Origin of the sequence: Marinomonas algae, from assembly GCF_047525555.1 — a bacterium.
Taxonomy (GTDB): Bacteria; Pseudomonadota; Gammaproteobacteria; order Pseudomonadales; family Marinomonadaceae; genus Marinomonas.
In genome coordinates, this window is sequence record NZ_JBLIXK010000012.1 from 60,752 (window position 1) to 80,232 (window position 19,481).

At 44.3% G+C, this 19,481-nt stretch carries 12 protein-coding genes and 5 tRNA genes; 15 read left to right on the forward strand and 2 right to left on the reverse strand.

The genetic code is table 11. The features are described from left to right. Positions 1–198: 198 nt before the first annotated feature. From ACMUMQ_RS14020 to ACMUMQ_RS14065, 10 genes are all read left to right on the forward strand, one after another. The gene (locus ACMUMQ_RS14020) at positions 199–1,044 is read left to right on the forward strand and encodes a DnaT-like ssDNA-binding domain-containing protein (RefSeq protein ID WP_414682594.1); all 846 of its coding nucleotides are present in this window, start codon (positions 199–201) and stop codon (positions 1,042–1,044) included. After that, entirely contained in the window at positions 953–1,765 is an 813-nt protein-coding gene (locus ACMUMQ_RS14025) for a replication protein P (protein WP_414682595.1), read from the forward strand. Before ACMUMQ_RS14020 ends, ACMUMQ_RS14025 begins: the two co-directional genes overlap by 92 nt. 26 nt (positions 1,766–1,791) lie before the next feature. Continuing rightward, a complete protein-coding gene (locus tag ACMUMQ_RS14030; RefSeq protein WP_317004774.1) occupies positions 1,792–2,433 on the forward strand; it encodes a response regulator in 642 nt (213 codons plus the stop codon). A gap of 18 nt (positions 2,434–2,451) precedes the next feature. Next, positions 2,452–4,275 (forward strand): excinuclease ABC subunit UvrC, encoded by a 1,824-nt coding sequence (gene uvrC, locus ACMUMQ_RS14035; protein WP_414682596.1) that lies wholly within the window; start codon positions 2,452–2,454, stop codon positions 4,273–4,275. 44 nt (positions 4,276–4,319) lie between these two features. Beyond that, positions 4,320–4,880, forward strand: coding sequence for a CDP-diacylglycerol--glycerol-3-phosphate 3-phosphatidyltransferase (gene pgsA, locus ACMUMQ_RS14040; RefSeq protein WP_414682597.1), 561 nt, complete (start codon positions 4,320–4,322; stop codon positions 4,878–4,880). Positions 4,881–4,976: 96 nt separating this feature from the next. Next, positions 4,977–5,051 (forward strand) — tRNA-Gly (locus ACMUMQ_RS14045). A 20-nt stretch (positions 5,052–5,071) separates the two neighbouring features. After that, positions 5,072–5,145 (forward strand) — tRNA-Cys (locus ACMUMQ_RS14050). Positions 5,146–5,156: 11 nt separating this feature from the next. Beyond that, positions 5,157–5,243 (forward strand) — tRNA-Leu (locus tag ACMUMQ_RS14055). A gap of 182 nt (positions 5,244–5,425) precedes the next feature. After that, positions 5,426–6,376, forward strand: coding sequence for a DUF4862 family protein (locus ACMUMQ_RS14060; protein ID WP_414682598.1), 951 nt, complete (start codon positions 5,426–5,428; stop codon positions 6,374–6,376). Between the two features lie 207 nt (positions 6,377–6,583). After that, entirely contained in the window at positions 6,584–7,012 is a 429-nt protein-coding gene (locus ACMUMQ_RS14065; protein ID WP_414682599.1) for an acyl-CoA thioesterase, read from the forward strand. A gap of 66 nt (positions 7,013–7,078) precedes the next feature. Here ACMUMQ_RS14065 and ACMUMQ_RS14070 read toward each other — a convergent pair. Together ACMUMQ_RS14070 and ACMUMQ_RS14075 are read right to left on the reverse strand one after the other, a co-directional pair. Then, positions 7,079–7,163, reverse strand: a tRNA-Leu gene (locus ACMUMQ_RS14070). A gap of 87 nt (positions 7,164–7,250) precedes the next feature. Beyond that, the gene (locus tag ACMUMQ_RS14075; protein WP_414682600.1) at positions 7,251–8,531 is read right to left on the reverse strand and encodes an EAL and HDOD domain-containing protein; all 1,281 of its coding nucleotides are present in this window, start codon (positions 8,529–8,531) and stop codon (positions 7,251–7,253) included. A gap of 133 nt (positions 8,532–8,664) precedes the next feature. Here ACMUMQ_RS14075 and ACMUMQ_RS14080 point away from each other — a divergent pair. The 5 genes from ACMUMQ_RS14080 (at position 8,665) to recD (ending at position 19,441) form a co-directional block, all read left to right on the forward strand. Further along, positions 8,665–8,740, forward strand: a tRNA-Ala gene (locus tag ACMUMQ_RS14080). A 183-nt stretch (positions 8,741–8,923) separates the two neighbouring features. Beyond that, positions 8,924–10,390, forward strand: coding sequence for an NAD-dependent succinate-semialdehyde dehydrogenase (locus tag ACMUMQ_RS14085; RefSeq protein WP_414682601.1), 1,467 nt, complete (start codon positions 8,924–8,926; stop codon positions 10,388–10,390). A gap of 99 nt (positions 10,391–10,489) precedes the next feature. Beyond that, a complete protein-coding gene (gene recC, locus ACMUMQ_RS14090) occupies positions 10,490–13,918 on the forward strand; it encodes an exodeoxyribonuclease V subunit gamma (RefSeq protein ID WP_414682602.1) in 3,429 nt (1,142 codons plus the stop codon). Next, positions 13,915–17,571 carry an exodeoxyribonuclease V subunit beta gene (recB, locus tag ACMUMQ_RS14095; RefSeq protein WP_414682603.1) on the forward strand — a complete coding sequence of 1,219 codons (3,657 nt, stop codon included), beginning with the start codon at positions 13,915–13,917 and terminating at the stop codon, positions 17,569–17,571. Before recC ends, recB begins: the two co-directional genes overlap by 4 nt. Further along, positions 17,558–19,441, forward strand: a complete 1,884-nt coding sequence (gene recD, locus ACMUMQ_RS14100) for an exodeoxyribonuclease V subunit alpha (RefSeq protein ID WP_414682604.1) — start codon at positions 17,558–17,560, stop codon at positions 19,439–19,441. Before recB ends, recD begins: the two co-directional genes overlap by 14 nt. The last annotated feature ends 40 nt before the right edge of the window (positions 19,442–19,481 follow it).

Genomic DNA, 19,481 nt, shown 5'->3' on the forward strand with positions numbered 1-19,481 from the left:
CAAGCTTGTTTCTTCATCAAGAGAAAGAAAAGCGCTGATCTAGTGAAGAAATGCCAAAAAATAGCCTTGAAAGTACGTCATTATGCCACCTTGTTGTGTTTTTATTGTTACTTTTTATAAAGAGAAGATGTGAAGGTTGTCGTGCTTCTGGGAATGGCTTTTGATAGACTGTGACGCTCAGTATGCGAAGCGAGATTTATGTTGGATAACGACTATTCATTACCAATATCATTTTCAATGGCGGCTCAAATTGGGCTAGAAGAAACGGTATTATTAACATTTCTGAAGCAGCAGGTTTACTTAAGCGGCTCTCAGGTTTTGCGTGTCGAAATGGGGCGATTAAGCGCTCAGTTACCATTTTGGACAGTGCCAATGTTGATGCGATTATTAGCCAATTTGCAACTTAGTCAGCTATTGAACTTTCAACGAAAAGACGAACTATTGGAAATTCAATTAGGTGCAACAAGTGCAGCGCCTACAGTAAATTCTTCACATATACCTGTAGGTGATCCTGCTGATTCTTTGATGAGTAAAATGGATCGTTTGCATAAAGCTTCAAGAGAAAAGCCGGAAAATACAGGCTCTCAGTTTAAGAGTACGGTTCCGACAAGAAGCGCGCCTCAGCCAAAATCGTACCCTGCAGCACAAGCAAATAGACAGTATGATGCTCCTTCCTCTCCGCCTGTAGTGAATGATCGCCGAGGCGTGACAGATTTTGATTTGTATTTGGAGCAAAAAGAGCGTGCTCGTCAGCCAGATCAATGGCAACCTGAAGAAGCAACTTTTGAGCAAATTACCCAAGCAGGCATCACACGAGAATTTGCTTCGTCATTACAAACAGAATTTTTGCTAAGAATTAAAGAACAGCGTAAAAACGTTAGAACTTGGAACAGCGAATTTTTTAAATACGTAAAACGTCAGTGGCAATACAAACAATCGGATCGGTCTTCATATGAAGGAACCTCAGGCAATTCAACATTTACTAAAACCTCTCGAGAACAAGTTAGCGACGCCCTCACAAACATACACGACACAGACTGGTGAGCCAGACGCGGGCCATAGCCGTGACTCGGGACCAAGTGAGGCGGAGCAGCAAACACGTGTTCTAGTGAATATGCTGTTCGCTCGATTTAAAGCAATTTATACTCATAAATTTGCCTCAGCTTACAGTAACCCTGATGAAGTGAAATTGGCTAAGCGCGAATGGGCCATTGCTCTAAAAGGTTTTCAGGAACCACTATTGGCTTATGCGGTGGAGCGCACCAAAGAAGTGTATGCGTGGCCGCCGACGATTTCAGAGTTTTTAAAACTGATCAGCACGGCTTATAAAGCCTATGGATTGTCTGACCCTCGTTCCGCTTACCTTGAAGCCTGTGCCTGTCGAGTTGATCCATTGACTTATAAGTGGAGTCATCCAGCGGTGTTTTTTGCAGGTTCTGAAGCCGGTTGGTACAAGCTAAAATCAGAAGAAGAACGCGTTTCTTGGCCTCTGTTTGAGCAAAGTTATTTAAAAATTGTAGATAAAGTCATTGCTGGCGAGCGTTTGGTGATTCCAAAAGTTGTCATGATCGAAGACAAACACACATTGAGCGTGAAGGATTTAATTACCAAAATTGCTCAAGATTTGTCTGTTGAAGAAGATGAAATCGCTCCTTTGCTTTATTACACGCAAAAAACCTTTGGTTCTGGTGTGCGATTACGTTATCGCGAAGTGAGCCAGAAAAAGCTATTGGAAATGGGCTATAAAGGCGAACTTCCCGCATAAGGCATTAATACATTGGTGAGGTGGTTATGTTAAAAGTGTTGATAGTAGATGACCATGACATGGTCAGCCATGGTATTAGTCGAGTATTGCAAGATGTGAATAGCGTTGAGGTTGTTGGTGTTGCACTCAGCGGCGAGGAAGCGATTGCTCAATCAAGGGAGTTAAAACCAGACATCGTATTGATGGATGTTCATATGCCGGGTATTGGTGGTTTGGGAGCGACAAAAGAAATAAAGCGCCTTTTACCTAAGACCAAAATCATTGCTTTATCTGCATTAGACGACAATATTTATCCAGTAAAACTATTGGAAGCGGGCGCATCGGGTTATTTGACAAAAGGTACCAACACGCTTGAATTGCTAGAAGCCATTGATGTTGTTGCGAAAGGTGAACACTACATTTCCAAAAGCATTGCTCAGAAAATGGCCTTGTCTAAGTTTTCTATTGATGGGCAAGGGTCGCCATTAGGGCAGTTATCAGACCGTGAGCTGCAAGTCGCTCAGATGATCGTTGATTGCAAAAAGTCGAATGAAATTGCTGACCATTTAAATGTCAGCCCAAAAACAGTGAGCACTTATCGCACGCGAATTTTTACTAAATTGAACATAGAGAGCGACGTTGAATTGATCCGTTTGGCGGTTCGTTACAATGTGCTTGGTATGGGCTAGGCGAAAAACGAGGTTTGTTTGAGCCATTCAGAATTTGATCCAAAACACTTTGTTAGCAACTTAACGACTCGTCCAGGCGTTTACCGCATGTATGATAGTAAAGGCGCTTTGTTGTATGTTGGTAAAGCCAAAAACTTAAAAAATCGTGTGGCGAGCTATTTTCGAGTGACAGGTTTAACGACCAAAACCATGGCTTTAGTTAGCCGCATTCACACCATTGAAATTGCTGTTACTAAAAGCGAAACCGAAGCTTTATTGCTTGAGCAAACACTGATAAAACAGCACCGTCCGCCATACAATATTTTGTTGCGGGACGACAAATCCTATCCTTATATTCTCTTATCGAATCACCAACATCCGGCATTATTGTTTCGTCGTGGCGACAAAACAGGTCAAGGGACTTTATTCGGTCCGTTTCCCAGTGGTAGCGCGGTAAAAGAAAGTTTGAATACCATGCAAAAGGTATTCAAAGTTCGCCAATGTGAAGATTCGACCTACGCAAACCGCTCACGACCTTGTTTGCAGTACCAGATTAAACGCTGTTCTGGGCCGTGTGTTGGACTTATTTCCGACGAAGAGTACGAATCAGACGTGCGCCATGCTCGAATGTTTTTACAGGGCAAAGACCAAGAGCTGACGTCAGAGCTGACAACGCAAATGAGTTCGGCCGCGGAAGACATGGAATTTGAACGAGCGGCAGAATTGCGCGATCAGATTATTCAATTGAAGCACATTCAAGAGCAGCAGCACGTTTATGGGCAAACAGGTGATGCAGATGTCATTGCGTCCATTATTCAACCTGGCGGTTTATGCGTTCATGTGATGATGGTGCGAAACGGTAAAGTAGTTGGCAGCAAAAGCCATTACCCCAAAATGCCCATCGAAATATCAGAAGGCGAATTGCTGTCTTCCTTTATTGCGCAGTTCTATCTTGGTGGTATTCAAGAGCTTCCTAAGACATTAATTGTCAGCCATGAGTTAGATGATGGTGAAGCCTTGGTGGATGGCATCTTTGAGACGACACAAAAGAAAATTGAAGTGCTTAGTAATGTAAGAGGTCAGCGAGCTCGTTGGTTGGATCTTGCAAAACTCAATGCCGAGCAAGGTTTGCAGGCGCGTTTGTCTGATAAACGCAATCACTTCAGTCGAGTCACGGCCTTGCAGAAATTGTTAGGTTTTGCTGAGCCGCCGAGTCACATGGAATGTTTTGATATTAGTCATTCAAGCGGGGAAGCTACGGTGGCTTCTTGTGTTGTCTTTGGCCCCGATGGCCCAGATAAAAAGCGTTACCGCTCTTTTAATATTGAAGGTGTCGAAGGTGGTGATGATTACGGCGCCATGAAACAAGCTTTGACTAGACGCTACAAGCGTGTCAAAAGTGGCGAGCTTGATCCGCCAGACGTTTTATTAATAGACGGTGGCAAGGGGCAGCTCACTCAAGCGGAAGAAGTATTAAAAGAATTGGGTTTGGTGGATATCTTCTTATTGGGCGTCGCAAAAGGTGATACGCGTAAACCCGGTTTAGAAACCTTGTATATTGGCTCTAAAGAAGATGAGGTTGTCTTGCCTCCAGATTCAGCTGCATTGCATTTGATTCAGCACATTCGTGACGAAGCTCACCGATTTGCTATCAAAACTCACCGACGTAGACGAGATAAGAAACGCCGCCATTCTGTCTTAGAAGAAATACCGGGAATTGGTCCTAGTCGTCGTAAAGAGTTACTTACCGCCTTTGGTGGCTATCAAGAGCTGCTGTCGGCAAGCCAAGAAGACATTTCTAAAGTAAAAGGAATTGGCGTGAAAAAGGCAGAAGAAATTTATCTTTACCTTCATAAAAGTTAAGCTTGTCGAAAGATAGAAAATTTCGCCTAAGAATTAGGAATAAAATGAACATACCGAATATATTAACCTCTGTACGTATTTTTATGATCCCCGTTTTGGTGGTGATTTATTACCTGCCTTGGGAAGGTCGCTATCATGCTTGCGCTATTATTTTTGCTCTTGCCGCTGTAACGGATTGGTTAGATGGTTATTTAGCGCGGAAGCTTAATCAAACAACGCCTTTTGGTGCTTTCTTCGATCCCGTGGCCGACAAAATTATGGTGGCCATTGCCCTTGTCTTATTAGTCGCAAGTTATGCTAATCCATTATTAACGCTCGCCAGCGCTGTGATTATCGGTCGAGAAATTGTCATTTCAGCATTACGGGAATGGATGGCGGAAATGGGTAAGCGCGCCAGCGTGGCAGTGTCTTACATAGGCAAGCTTAAAACCGCCATGCAAATGTTGGCTATATTCATCTTGTTAGGCAGTCGACCTGATACTGTTTTGGCTCATGTCGGTGAAGCGGTTCTGATTGCAGCGGCTTTGCTAACCTTATGGTCTATGTATGTTTATTTAAAAGCCGCTTGGCCTGAGCTTAGGTCTCAAGAGTCGAATAAAAAATAAACAGACAGCAAAAAAAACGCTAAGTTAGCTATTTATTTGGATTTTTTCCTTGACGTGAAAGCTCAAATACATAGAATAGGCACCGTCTTTTGAGACGCGGGAATAGCTCAGTGGTAGAGCACAACCTTGCCAAGGTTGGGGTCGCGAGTTCGAGCCTCGTTTCCCGCTCCAAAAAACAGATTTCTGATAGAGGCCGGATGGCAGAGTGGTCATGCAGCGGACTGCAACTCCGTGAACGCCGGTTCGATTCCGACTCCGGCCTCCATAATCAGAATTGCCCGGGTGGTGAAATTGGTAGACACACAAGACTTAAAATCTTGCGCTTTAACGAGCGTACCGGTTCGATTCCGGTCCCGGGCACCATTTATGGTGCCTTTTTTTATGCCTGCACTTTCTTAAATACGCCTTATCTCGTTCAAATCTCAGCACCTTTTATCTTCCTCATATAAATTCTATAGACACTTTTGTTTATAAATCGCTTTTTTCTCTATGCTATAGTGACTAGAAATTCATTGTCTGTTTAATCCATGAAAGGAAGAAGTATCGTGAAGTTTTATGTTGGCGCTTATGCAAGTTCACCGAATGTGAGTGGTTGGGATGCAGAGAAAGAAGGTGAGTATTATTCACAGTTGAAGTCTTTAGATTCAATTAAAGGGTTAGAGCATCCTTTTGTGGGTAATTTACACGGTCACGATGATGCATGGTTTTTAGAGAATATCGATCCTAACTGGGATTTCGTTTTTACTTGTATTCCTGGTGTGATGGGAGCCTTGAGTAAGAATCCAAATTTTGGTTTGGCTTCAGATGATGAAGAAGGCCGTCAACAAGCCATTGAGTTTTGCGCTCAAGCCCGTGATGCGATTGCCAAGTTGAACCAGTCTACTGGTCGTCAGTCAGTGAAAGGGATCTTTCTGCAAACGGCTCCAAATCGTACGAAAGCATCAGGCTCGGCTCAGGCATTTGAAAAGTCTTTGAAGACCTTGTTGGAGTGGGATTGGCAAGGCGCTCAGCTTCTGATTGAGCACTGTGACGCACCAAATGAAGGTCATGCACCAGCGAAAGGTTTTTTGAGCTTAGAAGATGAAATTAAGGTTTTAAAAGCTTTAAACGAACAGACGAAAACGCCACTTGGTATTGTCATTAACTGGGGACGCTCCGCGTTAGAAACTCAGCGTGCAGAGCAAGCGTTAGAACATATTGAAGCGGTGAAAAAGGCGGATTTGTTAGAAGGCATTATGTTTTCTGGCGCTTCAAATCAAGAGTCTGAATACGGTGTTTGGAAAGACACTCATATGCCGCCAGCACCAATAGAGCCTACTTCTTTGATGACTGAACAAGTTATACATGATTGTTTGTCGGCAAGTGGTTTCGCGAAAGACAGTGATGCAATCGTAGGCATTAAACTGGGTGTTCGTCCTAGTTCTACCGATACAGATACACGAGTTGGAATTAACCGTGATGCACTAAGTATGCTGACGCGCTACTTCGATAACTAAAAGCAGTTTCGTTGTTCAAATTTAGGTTTTAAGAGCCTGGAATATTAAGGTAAAAACAGACAAGCGTTTGTTTTTACCTTTTTTTATATCTGCTGGTTAAATAGTTTTTGCTTTAAAAGGCTAATAGTTAAGTTTGACGAGATATTTTGCCTCCTTGTGATAGTATTTTGTCATCAGATCCTATTAAACGTTTGGTTGTGAGGTGTTATGTCAGAGGTACAAGAGCAGGCAAAAGGTCGTCTTACGACAAGAACAGTAGCGATGCCGGGTGATACGAACCCAGCTGGCGACATCTTTGGTGGTTGGGTTGTATCTCAAATGGATATTGCCGCAGGGATATGTGCAGGGCAGCGTGCTCAGTCTCGTGTTGTGACTGTCGCCTTGGATGGGATGAGTTTTATTCGCCCTGTTAAGGTTGGGGATATCTTAGGGGTTTATACAAGAGTTGAATCCGTTGGCCGAACCTCTATGAATATTTTAGTGGAAGCTTGGGTTAGACGTGGGCGCATTGGACACCGTGAAAAAGTGACTGAAGGTATGTTTAAGTTTGTGGCGATTGATGACAACGGTAAGTCAACACCGATTCCAAAAGAAGAAGATTTGCCTGATTACGTAAACCAAGGTTTTGATGATTAACTTTTCGAATTAACCGTTTTAACCGCAAAAAAAAAGCGATTACAAATGCAATCGCTTTTTTAATGTTGGTACCAGTAGGCGGACTCGAACCGCCACGCCTTTCGGCAACGGATTTTGAATCCGTCGTGTCTACCAATTCCACCACACTGGCCTTGAAAAAGGTGATGCGTATTTTATGGCTTTTTCTTTAAGTGTCAATCGTTTAAAGGAAAATATACGGATTAAATTACAAGTGGAGTTAATTTATTGATCTCATAACGTCTTTTGCCCAGATCATTGCATCTAGGAAAGATCGGTTGAGGTTTGCGAGTTGTTCTGGTTTCATGGCTTGCATTGTTTCCCAGTCTTGATTCTCACAAAGTAATGTTTGGCTGAGATAATCGCCCAACTCACCAGTTTGGTTAATGATGGCGTCAAGCATGCTTTTTTCTAAGGCGATTTGAGCCAAGGCGCTCTTTTTTTCCAAATTAAGCATGGCATCAATGCCAGACATTAAGCCGACCATAAAAGCAGAATCAGCATTTTTGGATTGATTCTTCTCTGCAAGTAACTGGCAGCATCGTCCACGGGTTAATAGTATTTTAAGTAGAGATGGCGGCTGAGCTGCAGACGATGTCATTGTGATGAGCAGAGCCCACTTTTTCAGTTGGTTGAGGCCTAGGTAAACAACCGCTTCTTTAATTGAGGTGACTTTTCTTGGAATGCCGCAAATAGGGCTGTTTAAAATCCGAAGCAATTGATAAGAAAGTTTGGGGTTTTTTGTAACAAGTTCGGTGATGTTTTCTATACTTATGTCGTTGTTTTGAAGCGCTTTTAATAATGTGATGGCGCTTTGAGTTGCTGAGCTAATCTTTTTGCCCTTAATGATTTCTGGACGTTGTAAAAAGTAGCCTTGAAAGAGTTCGAAACCAAGTTGCTCACATTGTTCGAACATTTCAGCGTCTTCAATTTTTTCAGCTAATAAAGTAATCCCTTTACTTTTTAAATCTGCGATTTCTTTTGCGTATTGGCTTGGTGGCGTTGACAGAACATCGACTTTCACAATGGAAATCCAAGGTAAAAGAGCTTGATAATCAGCACCGAATTGGTAGTCGTCTAAGGCAAACTGATAGCCAGCGGCTTGCCATTTTTTGAGTGCGTCTAAGAAGTCTGGCGTTAATGTTTGGTCTTCAAGAATTTCAATGTATACAGAGCCTGGGTTTGTCGGAAAAAAGGCGTCAGACAACATGAGGTCTGTGGTCATGTTGATAAAAAAAGGTTTGTTAAGTTGGGCGCCGATTTCAGTAATGCCAATACATAAATTCACTAATACTTGGCTTGTCGCTGTTTCGCCATCAGTAACATTGGCACTCTCTGTATTTTTTTCTCGGAATAGCAATTCGTACCCAAAAATCTCCTTTGATTTTTTTAGGATAGGTTGCTGAGCCATCATAAGGTCATCTAAAGCGCTTGGAAATTCCATCGATGTACTTTTTACCTGTAAAGTAGTTGCATATATTTTAACCGTTAATAAAAACACATTGTTTCCTAGTGCCATAGCGCTAGAATTCGGACTTTTGTAGCTTTATGTACGAAAACCTCCATGCTTAACAAAACTATGGATTTCAGTTGACACTCAAATAAAGTGCTCATAAAATTCTGCGCTGTTCGATGGGGCTATAGCTCAGCTGGGAGAGCGCTTGCATGGCATGCAAGAGGTCTGCGGTTCGATCCCGCATAGCTCCACCATCGAATGCAAAACCTTTCTACCGATTCGATCCAATTACCTTCTCTGAATGAATTCTTCATTTTTATTGCTTTTAGAATGTTTGACGGCCTGCAAACATTAAGTTGATTTCCCGTGATCTTTTACCTAAGCCATATTGTTTAGTATTGTGTGAGCTACTTAAATTAATCGAGCTGAGACTTTTTATGAACGCACAATTAGCAACAATTTCTTTGTTGAAATGTCAGTCTTATATTGATGGAAAATGGCAAGAGGCAGAATCCGGTAAGACCTTTGCCGTGACCAATCCAGCGAATGGTGAGCACATTATAGATGTGGCTGATTCAGGGGCTAAAGAAACCACCTTAGCGGTAGAAGCGGCTGCAAAAGCTCAAAAAAGTTGGCAGGCATTGACCGCCAAAGAGCGTACAACCTTGCTACGTCGCTGGAATCAACTCATTCTCGATAACCAAGATGATTTAGCTAAACTAATGACCTTGGAACAAGGCAAGCCACTGGCAGAGGCCAAAGGGGAAGTAGCCTATGGCGCTTCTTTTATTGAGTGGTTTGCCGATGAAGCGCGTCGTTTATATGGCGATGTTATCCCAACCTTTGCTAATGACCGTCGCGTCTTAACCATCAAACAAGGCATTGGTGTGGTTGCGGCCATTACGCCATGGAATTTCCCCATCGCCATGATCACCCGTAAAGCCGGTCCTGCTTTGGCGGCAGGTTGTACTATTGTGATTAAGCCGTCTGAGGAAACGCCTTTGTGTGCTTTGGCCTTGGCCGAATTAGCCCATCAAGCTGGTATTCCGGCTGGCGTGTTGAATGTGGTTGTAGGTAAAGACGCTAAAGCCATTGGTGGCGTACTGACCAGCCATCCAACCGTTCGCAAACTGAGCTTCACAGGTTCAACGCCCGTAGGCAAATTGTTGTTGTCCCAGTGCGCACAAACCGTCAAACGTACCTCAATGGAATTAGGTGGCAATGCGCCATTTATTGTTTTTGATGATGCAGATTTAGACGCGGCCGTCGAAGGAGCCATTGCTTCAAAATACCGCAATGCAGGTCAAACTTGCGTGTGTGCTAATCGAATTCTTGTGCAAGATGGTATTTACGATGCTTTTGCAGAAAAGCTTGCTGCACGAGTGGCGACCTTTAAAACCGGAGAAGGATTCAAAGAAGGTGTGACCATTGGCCCACTGATTAATCCAGTCGCCATTAATAAAGTGGAAGAATTGGTACAAGACGCTGTGAGCAAGGGCGCGAAGACATTACTTGGTGGCGCCAAAGCCAGCGAAGCCGGTGCGCAATTCTTTGAGCCAACTATCCTCACTGATGTTACCCGTGATATGGCGATCTTCTCCAATGAAATTTTTGGCCCTGTTGCGCCATTGTTCCGTTTCAGCACAGAGGAAGAAGCTGTGGCATTGGCGAACGATACGCCATTTGGTTTAGCCGCTTATTTCTACACACAAAACATTGGTCGCACTTGGCGAGTAGGCGAAGCCTTGGAATACGGTTTAGTGGGCATTAATGAAGGCCTTATCTCCAATGAAGTGGCGCCTTTTGGCGGCATGAAAGAATCCGGCAGTGGTCGCGAAGGTTCTAAATACGGCATCGATGAATACGTCGAAATCAAATACCTATGCATGGGCGGTTTGGCGTAAGCCTCACCGCGTTTTTCGTCTGCATGAAATGTCTTCTTTTTTGAGCCTTGCAGGGGTAGGCTTATTTCGGTTGTTTCTTTGAAATAGTAGGATTTGTAAATGTTTCAACTTTATACAGGTAATCGGCTAGAGGATTTGGCCGTATTGCTTGCGAAGATTTTGTCTGTCTCTCCGCCAGAAAACCCATTTGATGACGAGTATATTCTGGTACAAAACCCTGGGATGGCTCAGTGGTTGAAGATGTTTTTAGCTCAGTCTCATTCTATTTCAGCGGGCTTTTCTTTCCCGTTGCCATCTACTTTTGTTTGGCAGACCTTTGCCCAAACGCTGAGCGATATTCCTTCTCAAAGTGAATTTAACAAACCTTTCTTAGTTTGGCGCTTAATGCGCATTCTAGATTCTCGCTTAGGAGATCCAGAGTTTCAGGCGCTGAGTTGGTACCTAGAAGATGACGACACACAAACTCGACGTTTTCAGTTGTGCAGCAGTATTGCGGATATTTACGACCAATATCTTGTTTATCGACCTGATTGGATCAAGATTTGGGAATCCGGTGAATGCCAAGATGCCTCCTTAAACGCCTTGTTCGAGCAGCAGCCTTGGCAAGCGATTTTATGGCGGGATTTGGTTGCAGACATCAGTGAGCAAGGCACTTCCTTATATCATCGTGGAAACTTGATTGAAGCCTTGCAAGAAGCGTCTCAATCCTCGTCTCGACCTGTGGGTGTGCCGGAACGTATTTTTATTTTTGGCGTTTCTTCGCTTCCACCTAACACCTTAGAATCACTTCGTGTATTGGCCGCATCTGGTTGGATTGAAATTCATCTTTTCCTACAAAACCCATGTCGTTTTTATTGGGGTGATGTGGTGGATAAACATTACTTTGGCCGAGAGATTAAACGCCAAACCCTTAAGCCAGGTTTGAGTGCTGATACCTTGCACCTTGATGCGAATCCTTTGTTGGCTAGTTGGGGGCGTTTGGGAAGAGATTACATCGCACAACTGCAAGACATGGCAGACAACCAATTAGAAGTATTTGAAGATTATGCTATGGCAAGCGAAGTGCTTAAAAATAGCGAAGCGCTTGAGAATCAAGAGCTTGCATTGAATTCACAAAAAAATGGCTTGTTGCAATGGGTTCAGCAAGATGTATTAACCCTAGAAAATCATGGTTCAAAAGAAGAGCGCGATGCTCATATTGCGACGGCCGAGTACCGTCACTTGGTGGATTGTGATGACCAAAGCATTCGAGTCCAGCTTTGCCACAGCCCATTGCGTGAGGTGGAAGTCTTACATGATCAGCTTTTGCAAATGTTTGAGCAAAACCCAACTTTGACGCCAAAAGACATCATTGTGATGTTGCCAGACGTAAACACATACAGCCCATTTGTTAAGGCGGTTTTTGGTGCGAAAAACAGCGCACAAGGCAAAAAATACATTCCCTTCGCCTTAATAGATCAATCGGGTGGAATGGAAAATCCGATTGTCGATGCCTACTTGTATCTACTCGGCTTAGGCGAAAGCCGTTTCACCTTGTCGGAATTGATCAGTGTACTGGAAGTGCCTGCCGTGTTGGCGCGCTTTGAGCTGACCACAGACGAGTTAGAGCGTATTCGTCTTTGGTCTACAGAAGTGGGTATTCGCTGGGGCATGGATGGTAAAACGGCTCAACAACATGACCTTCCAATTCAAGAATTTCACACTTGGCTAAATGGCATGCGACGCATGTTATTAGGTTATGTAATGGGTCATGATCATATTTGGGAAGGCACATTAAGTTATGGTGATGTGGAAGGTTTGGAAGCGTCTGTTGCAGGAAAGCTAGCAGAATTCCTCGTTGCGATTGACGATGCTCAAGTGCGCCTTATGCAGGCATTATCACCAAAAGAGTGGATTTCAACCTTATATTATTTATTAGAAAGGTTCTTTTTAGTTGAAGAAGACGATGCGTTTCCTTCGTCATTGAGTAAACATTTGGATACGTTAACGCTGCAATGGCAACAAGCGCATTTTGACGCACCTTTAGAGCAACAGGTAATACGCCAGCTGTTGTCTCCTATGCTGCAAGAGTCTCAAGGAAGTCAGCGTTTTCTTGCTGGGCGAGTGAATTTTTGTACCTTGATGCCGATGCGTTCTGTGCCTTTTAAAGTGATTTGTGTATTGGGATTAAACGAAGGGGATTATCCTCGAAGCGTGGCGCCAATGGGCTTTGATTTGATGGTTGGGCAATATCGTAGCGGCGACCGAAGCCGCCGAGAAGACGACAAATACTTGTTCCTTGAAGCTTTGATGTCCGCACGAGACTGTTTTTACATCAGTTATGTTGGCCGTAGCATTCAGGATAACAGCGAAAAAAATCCGTCTATCTTGGTGAGCGAACTATTGGAATACATCGGACAAAGTTGTGTGTTTGAGGGTGATCAAAATCTGGCGCCGGATGAAGCGCAAGCCGCCTTGTTAGAGCGACTGATTGTGAAGCATCCTTTGCAACCCTTTAATCCAGCTTACTACTCTTCAGGCCATTCTTCTTCAAGTGAACGATTTTACAGTTATGACGAGCAATGGTTGCCGGCTTTAATGAGTGTTCAAGAAGAGGAAGTCGTGTCTGGATTCACGCCTTTGGAAGGGCTGGAGCAACCTAGATTAGAGCTGGCCTTGGATGAATTGTCGCGCTTTATCAGTCACCCAACACGTTATTTCACCCAACGTCGTTTAAAGGCGTATTTGAGCTTACGAGAAGAAGAAGAGAGAGAAGACGAACCTTTCGCTTTAGACGGCTTGGCTGGTTATCAACTGCGAGAAGCCTTGCTCCAAGCCATGTTAAAAGGCGATGAAGCGACTTTTATTGAAAGATTGTCTTTGACAGGAGAGTTACCTTACGGCGCATTAGGGCGTTTGTCTTTGCAGAAAAGTCGAAGCCAATGCCAACAGTTGTTTACGGCTCTGCAAGGATATTCATTGGAAGAGTGCGAGCCAATCGAAGTGAATTTATCGCTAGGCAGCATTCTTCTTCAAGCTTGGTTAGATCGTCCTACAGCCACGACGCGTTTGTCCTATCGAATAGGTGATTTATCCGCCCATCAAAAAATGCAGGTCTGGATTGAGCATTTGGCATTGTGTGCTCAAGGTACGCCGAAGCAACATCACCTTATTAATCTCTCGAAAACAGGTAAATTGCTGCAACATGGCTTTATCTTAATCTCGCCGGATGAAGCGAAAGAGCACCTAACCAATATGCTGGCTTTGTTGCAGCAAGGCTTATGTCAGCCTTTGGCATTGCCTGCGAAAGCAGCCGATGCTTGGTGTAAAAGTTATTGTTCCAGTAAGACGGAAGGTGATGCTGATACGGCATGGGAACAAGCGTTGAAGATTTATCAAGAAAGCAGTAGCGCTTTTGCTAGTAGCGAAGTTGACGACGCTTATTGGCAGCGCTATTACCCAGATTTAAACGATCAAAAAGACAACTTTGTCGCCATGTGTGAACTCATTTGGTTGCCGATGCACCGTCATTTGGAGGTGCTCGAATGAGTCTGTTTTCTCCCTCTTTGAACTCTCCAACGCCAGAGCAGTTAAACGCGTTAACCTTTCCTTTGTTTGGGAAGCGTTTGATTGAAGCCAGCGCAGGAACAGGAAAAACCTACACCATCGCCAATTTATATTTAAGGCTTCTTGTACCAACAGGCTGCGAAGGTGATTTAAGTAAGCCGCTGACGGTTGATCAAATTTTGGTGGTTACTTTTACCGAAGCGGCCACAGCAGAATTGAAAGCCAGAATTCGAGATCGAATTCGTGTGGCGCGTAAGGCTTTGTTGCAAGGCGAAAGTAAAGATGTGTTCTTGAAAGATTGGCTGGCGCAAATGTCAGATGACCAACGATCAGGCGCGATCGAAAAACTGCTTTACGCTGAAAAACAAATGGATGAGGCCGCTGTATTTACCATTCATGGTTTTTGTCAGCGCATGTTGAGCCAAAATGCGTTTGAAAGTCGCATGCTCTTTCAGCAAACCATAGAAACCGACGAACAAGCGCCTTTGTCTATGGCGGTTAAAGATGTCTGGCGAAGTGTGTTTTATCCCATGGATGACACGAAAGCGGCTTTGATTCAGCCAATTTGGTCATCGCCAGACGCCTTACTAAAAGACCTGTCGTTACTAAATAATCAGCCAGACGCTCAAATTGTCGCGCCCGATTACGATTGGGAAAGCGCATTACTGCAATCACAGCAAACCATGGCTGATGTAAGAAGTATGTGGCTGGCGCAATCCCAAGACATTATTGATGCCTTAGAAAACAGTGGTATTAAGCGTAATTTTTGGCGTAAAGACCCATCGAAAGACATTCAAACCATGACGCAATGGGCGCATTCGTCTCGTTTTGAGCTGGATAAATGCCTTGAAAAGTTTGACGCCAATGAGCACGCGAGTCGCATAAGTAGAGGCGGCGAGCCACCTGTTCATGCGTTTTTTGACTTGGTGAAAACCTTACGAGAAAGCTTTCCAGAAGCGGGCCGATTAAAAGCGGTATTGTTAACCCAGCTTTGGCAACACACTCAAGAGCGAATGAAACGCTGGAAACGCAGTACACAATCGCTGACCTTCACGGATTTATTGACCTCATTAGACGTCGCGTTAGCACAAGACGAAGCCGGGAAACTGGCGGAGCGAATTCGTCACCTTTATCCGATTGCTTTGATTGATGAGTTCCAAGATACCGATGCGGTGCAATATCGGATTTTCTCTAATGTTTATGCGCCTGCAACGCCAGACCAAAATGCCTTAGGTTTGATCATGATTGGCGACCCGAAGCAGGCGATTTACGCCTTTCGTGGCGCGGATATTTACACTTATTTGGCGGCGAAAAAACAGGTCGACAGTATTTATTCTTTAGCGACGAATTACCGTTCTTCGGCAGCCATGATTCAATCGGTTAATGGGCTTTTTACCACTCAAGATAAACCGTTTCGAGTGGACGGTATTCCGTTTGTTGAAGTGCAAGACCGAGGCATCGCAGGACGCTTTTCCCGACAAGGGGAAAACCAAGCTGCTTTGCAGTTTTTGTATCAAGAAACAGATGAGCCGGTTTCTCCAGCGGATTATCGGAACATCATGGCGGAATCCTGTGCTGCGCATTTGCACGCACTGTTACTGGAAGGCCAGCAAGGGCAAGCGCTTGTTGATGGTGAAGGTGTTCGACCAAAAGACATTGCCTTGCTTGTGACGAACTTTAGCCAAGCTAACGCTTTGAAATCGGCACTGCGCCAGCGTGGTATTGCCAGCGTGTATTTGAGTGACAAAGGCTCCGTGTTTGAAACCGTTGAAGCTCGTGAGCTATTAATCGTATTGACGGCCATTTTGTCTAATGGGCAGGAAAGTAAGCTACGTTCGGCTTTGGCGACCAACTTGGTTGAGTGGTCGTTGGAAGATTTAGACACTCTGAATCACGATGATCTTGTGTACGAAGAGTGGGTGAAAAAGTTCCGTCAGTACCTTGAGGTTTGGGATCAACAAGGTCTCTTGCCGATGTTAAGAATGTTTATGCAAGAAGTGTCGTTGGCGGCGAATATGCTGAGTCATATTGGCGGTGAGCGACGTTTAACAGACTTCTTGCACTTGACCGAGAAGTTACAGCAAAAATCCCTTGAACTGGACTCGAAAGAAGGTGTTTTACGTTATCTCAAGTTGGCGATTCAAAATCCGAACGGCAACAGTGATGAACAGAAAATTCGTCTTGAGACAGACGCTGAGCTGGTGCGCATTGTTACCATTCACAAAAGTAAGGGCTTGGAATACCCGATTGTGTATTTGCCTTTTGCTTTAACGCCGTATCGAGATCAAAAAGGTTCTGCTTTGTATCATGATGACCTGCAGCAGTTATGGATTGCCATTGATCCAGATGAAGACGAAGCCGAGCGACATAAAGAAGAGTTGTACGCTGCGGAAATTCGTTTGGCTTATGTCGCGCTTACTCGTTCAAAAGAAGCCTGTTTTATTGGTTGTATGGACGTTGGAAAGGGCGCGACAAAACAGAAAGAAGCGGAATCGAATGTGCATCTAAGTGGCGTTGGCGCTTTGATCTCGGAAGGTGAACCTTTGGATGCTGGAGCTTTATACCCAAGCCTTGAGCGTCTTTGTAGCCGTTATCAGCCCCATCAAATGTGTTTGCAAAACTTACCTAACGAACCTTTAGGATTGCCAAGATTTAAAATGGCTGAAGCGGCAGTGGTAAACCCTGAAGCACTCGAATTTAAAGGCCGAATTGAACGAGATTGGTGGGTGGGAAGTTATTCGTCTTTGGTTGTGGAAGACAAAGAGCGACACGACGAAAGTGTGCCTGGCTTGGATGAAATGACCAATGTGGTCGACTCGCTGATGGATCTTATAGACGAACCTGAACTCTTGTTAGAGCCAGTGAGTAATCGATTTACCTTTCCAAAAGGCGCTAAGCCGGGAACCTTTTTGCACGATACTTTGGAAGGCAAAGCCTTACATGATGTGACCTCTACGCCGAGTTTTAAAGACTTGCTTAAAACAAGTCATCATAAGTTGATGGCGGATTATTATGAGCGTCATGGCTTTGCAGAGTGGCAATCTGTGTTGAATGAATGGCTGCCGGACATCGTCAATACAGAGCTATTTGAAGGCATGAGCCTTGGTGCATTGACTCAGTCTGCTTGTCGAAAGGAAATGGAGTTCTTTATTCCTGTTGATGGCATGAATGCTTTACAATTGGATCGAATTTCTCGTGAGCATGATGCTGTGTCGCGTATTGCGCCTATGATCCAAGATCGTCCATTAAAAGGTATGTTGAAAGGTTTTATCGACTTGTTATTTGAGTGGGAAGGGCGTTATTACGTTCTGGATTATAAATCGAATTATTTGGGTGACGAGTTTGCCGATTATGAGCAGGATAAACTTGTTCATGCCATGGGCGAACACAGATACGATTTGCAATATCAACTTTATACGTTGGCTTTGCATCGCTTGTTAAAACAGCGTTTGCCTTATTATGACTATGAGAAACATGTCGGCGGTGTGGTGTATTTATTTCTTCGAGGTATGCGCTCTGGACAGCAAACGGGCGTCTTCCAAACTCGTTTAACGCTTGAACATGTCAATGCCTTAGATGCGCTTTTCTGTGGCGATGCAGATACCAATGAGGCGGTGCAATATGGACTTTTCTAATGGCTTGGATTTATCCGTTTGGCAGGAAAAAGGGATATTACGTGCGATTGATTGCCAATGGGTTGAGCATCTTTCAAATCATGTCGAGGAAGACATTGATTCGGTGTTGGTGGCGGGCGCTTTATGCAGTGCTTATCTTGGCGCGGGGCATATTTGTATTGATTTAGCGGCCATTTGGCAAACGCCGCCGGAAGGTATGACGTTAGAAGAGCTTCGTCGTGCATTGGCTTTATGTGGTGTTACGAGTGTTGATGAATGGAGAAACGCACTGGCGAAAAGTGCTTTGGTGACATTAGATGAGCAGCTTGTTGAGCGTCCGATGGTGTTGTCTGGAACACGTTTGTATTTATATCGATATTATCAATATGAACAGCAGGTTCTGACCTACTTGAAGAAGCAGTTTGATGTGTCGCCTTATGATGTGGATGCGAATCTGATTGCGCAGCTTTTCCCGAATAAAAGTGACTCTGTAGATTGGCAAAAAGTGGCTGTCGCGAATGCGGCGAGTTTGCCGTTCGCTGTAATTAGTGGAGGCCCTGGAACAGGTAAAACAACCACTGTCACTAAGTTATTGGCTTTGTTGGTCGCGCAAGCGGCAGAGCAAGGTCAAGCTTTGCGTATAGAACTGGCTGCGCCAACCGGGAAAGCGGCAGCGCGTTTAACGGAATCCATTTCTAAAGCCAAATCTGGCTTACCCTTAAGTAGCGATATTAAGCAAGCGATTCCAGAGCAAGCCAGTACTTTGCACCGTTTATTAGGCAGTGATTTTGGCCGCAGCCGCTTTAAGCACAATAAAGAAAACCCCTTACATCTTGATGTCTTGCTGGTGGATGAAGTGTCCATGGTGGATTTACCCATGATGGCAAAACTGATTGATGCCATGCCATCTCATGGGCGATTGATTTTATTGGGCGATAAAGATCAATTAGCGTCCGTGGAAGCGGGCGGAGTGTTAGGCGATTTATCCTTCGGTATCGAGAAGGCTTATTTTCAGCCAGATTGGGCGGAACGCTTGGCGCAACTAACGAATGAAAATCTTCAGCCTTATTCCAATGCTTCGGCTCCTTCTATCAGCCGAGCTTTGACCTTACTAAGAACCAGTTACCGTTTTGCCGCAGACAGTGGAATTGGTCAACTGGCGAAAGCCATGAACGCAGGTGATGTTAAAGGCGTTTTGCATTGCCTTGAATCGAACAAAGCAGATGTTCATTGGCAAATACCTAAAGAAGGGCAAACCAAAGCTGACATTGCGACCTTGGCAAAAGGTTATGATGAATATTGGGATGCGATTCGCGAGGTAAATAATAGCGCTTACGACAGTCAGTCTATTTCAAAAATATACTCTGTGTTTTCTCGCTATCAAATTTTAACCGCTGTGCGTCAAGGTGAGTTTGGTGTGGAGAAGGTAAACGCTCAACTTGAACAGTACTTTTATCAACGTGGACGAGTAAAAGATCCTCATGTTTGGTATCCCGGTAAAGCGGTGATGCTGACACGAAATGATGCTGCGTTGGGCTTGTTTAATGGTGATATTGGTTTGTGCATGCCAGATGAATCGCAGCGATTGAGGGTTTGGTTCATTCAACCTGATGGCAGCTTTACGGGCTTGTTACCGAGTCGACTGAGTGAGTTCGAAGTCGTGTTTGCAATGACAGTTCATAAATCTCAAGGTTCGGAGTTTGAGAAAGTCGATTTGCTGTTGCCTATGACGCCTTCGCCAGTGTTAACCCGAGAGCTGATTTATACAGGTATTACAAGGGCGAAAAAAGACTTCACCTTGTGGGGATCCGGCCATTTGATTCGCACAGCGGCTGAATCTCGAATTGAGCGACATTCAGGTTTGGTTGAGGCCTTGTGGTCTGTTTCTTAAAACTTGATATTGCACTATTAACCCCCATTAAAAGATAACG

What these genes read in the sequence shown, in the direction of transcription:
- ACMUMQ_RS14020 (WP_414682594.1), top strand. Translation starts at nt 199, where the DNA reads ATGTTGGATAACGACTATTCATTACCAATATCATTTTCAATGGCGGCT.
- ACMUMQ_RS14025 (WP_414682595.1), top strand. Translation starts at nt 953, where the DNA reads ATGAAGGAACCTCAGGCAATTCAACATTTACTAAAACCTCTCGAGAAC.
- ACMUMQ_RS14030 (WP_317004774.1), top strand. Translation starts at nt 1,792, where the DNA reads ATGTTAAAAGTGTTGATAGTAGATGACCATGACATGGTCAGCCATGGT.
- pgsA (WP_414682597.1), top strand. Translation starts at nt 4,320, where the DNA reads ATGAACATACCGAATATATTAACCTCTGTACGTATTTTTATGATCCCC.
- ACMUMQ_RS14065 (WP_414682599.1), top strand. Translation starts at nt 6,584, where the DNA reads ATGTCAGAGGTACAAGAGCAGGCAAAAGGTCGTCTTACGACAAGAACA.
- ACMUMQ_RS14085 (WP_414682601.1), top strand. Translation starts at nt 8,924, where the DNA reads ATGAACGCACAATTAGCAACAATTTCTTTGTTGAAATGTCAGTCTTAT.
- recC (WP_414682602.1), top strand. Translation starts at nt 10,490, where the DNA reads ATGTTTCAACTTTATACAGGTAATCGGCTAGAGGATTTGGCCGTATTG.
- recB (WP_414682603.1), top strand. Translation starts at nt 13,915, where the DNA reads ATGAGTCTGTTTTCTCCCTCTTTGAACTCTCCAACGCCAGAGCAGTTA.
- recD (WP_414682604.1), top strand. Translation starts at nt 17,558, where the DNA reads ATGGACTTTTCTAATGGCTTGGATTTATCCGTTTGGCAGGAAAAAGGG.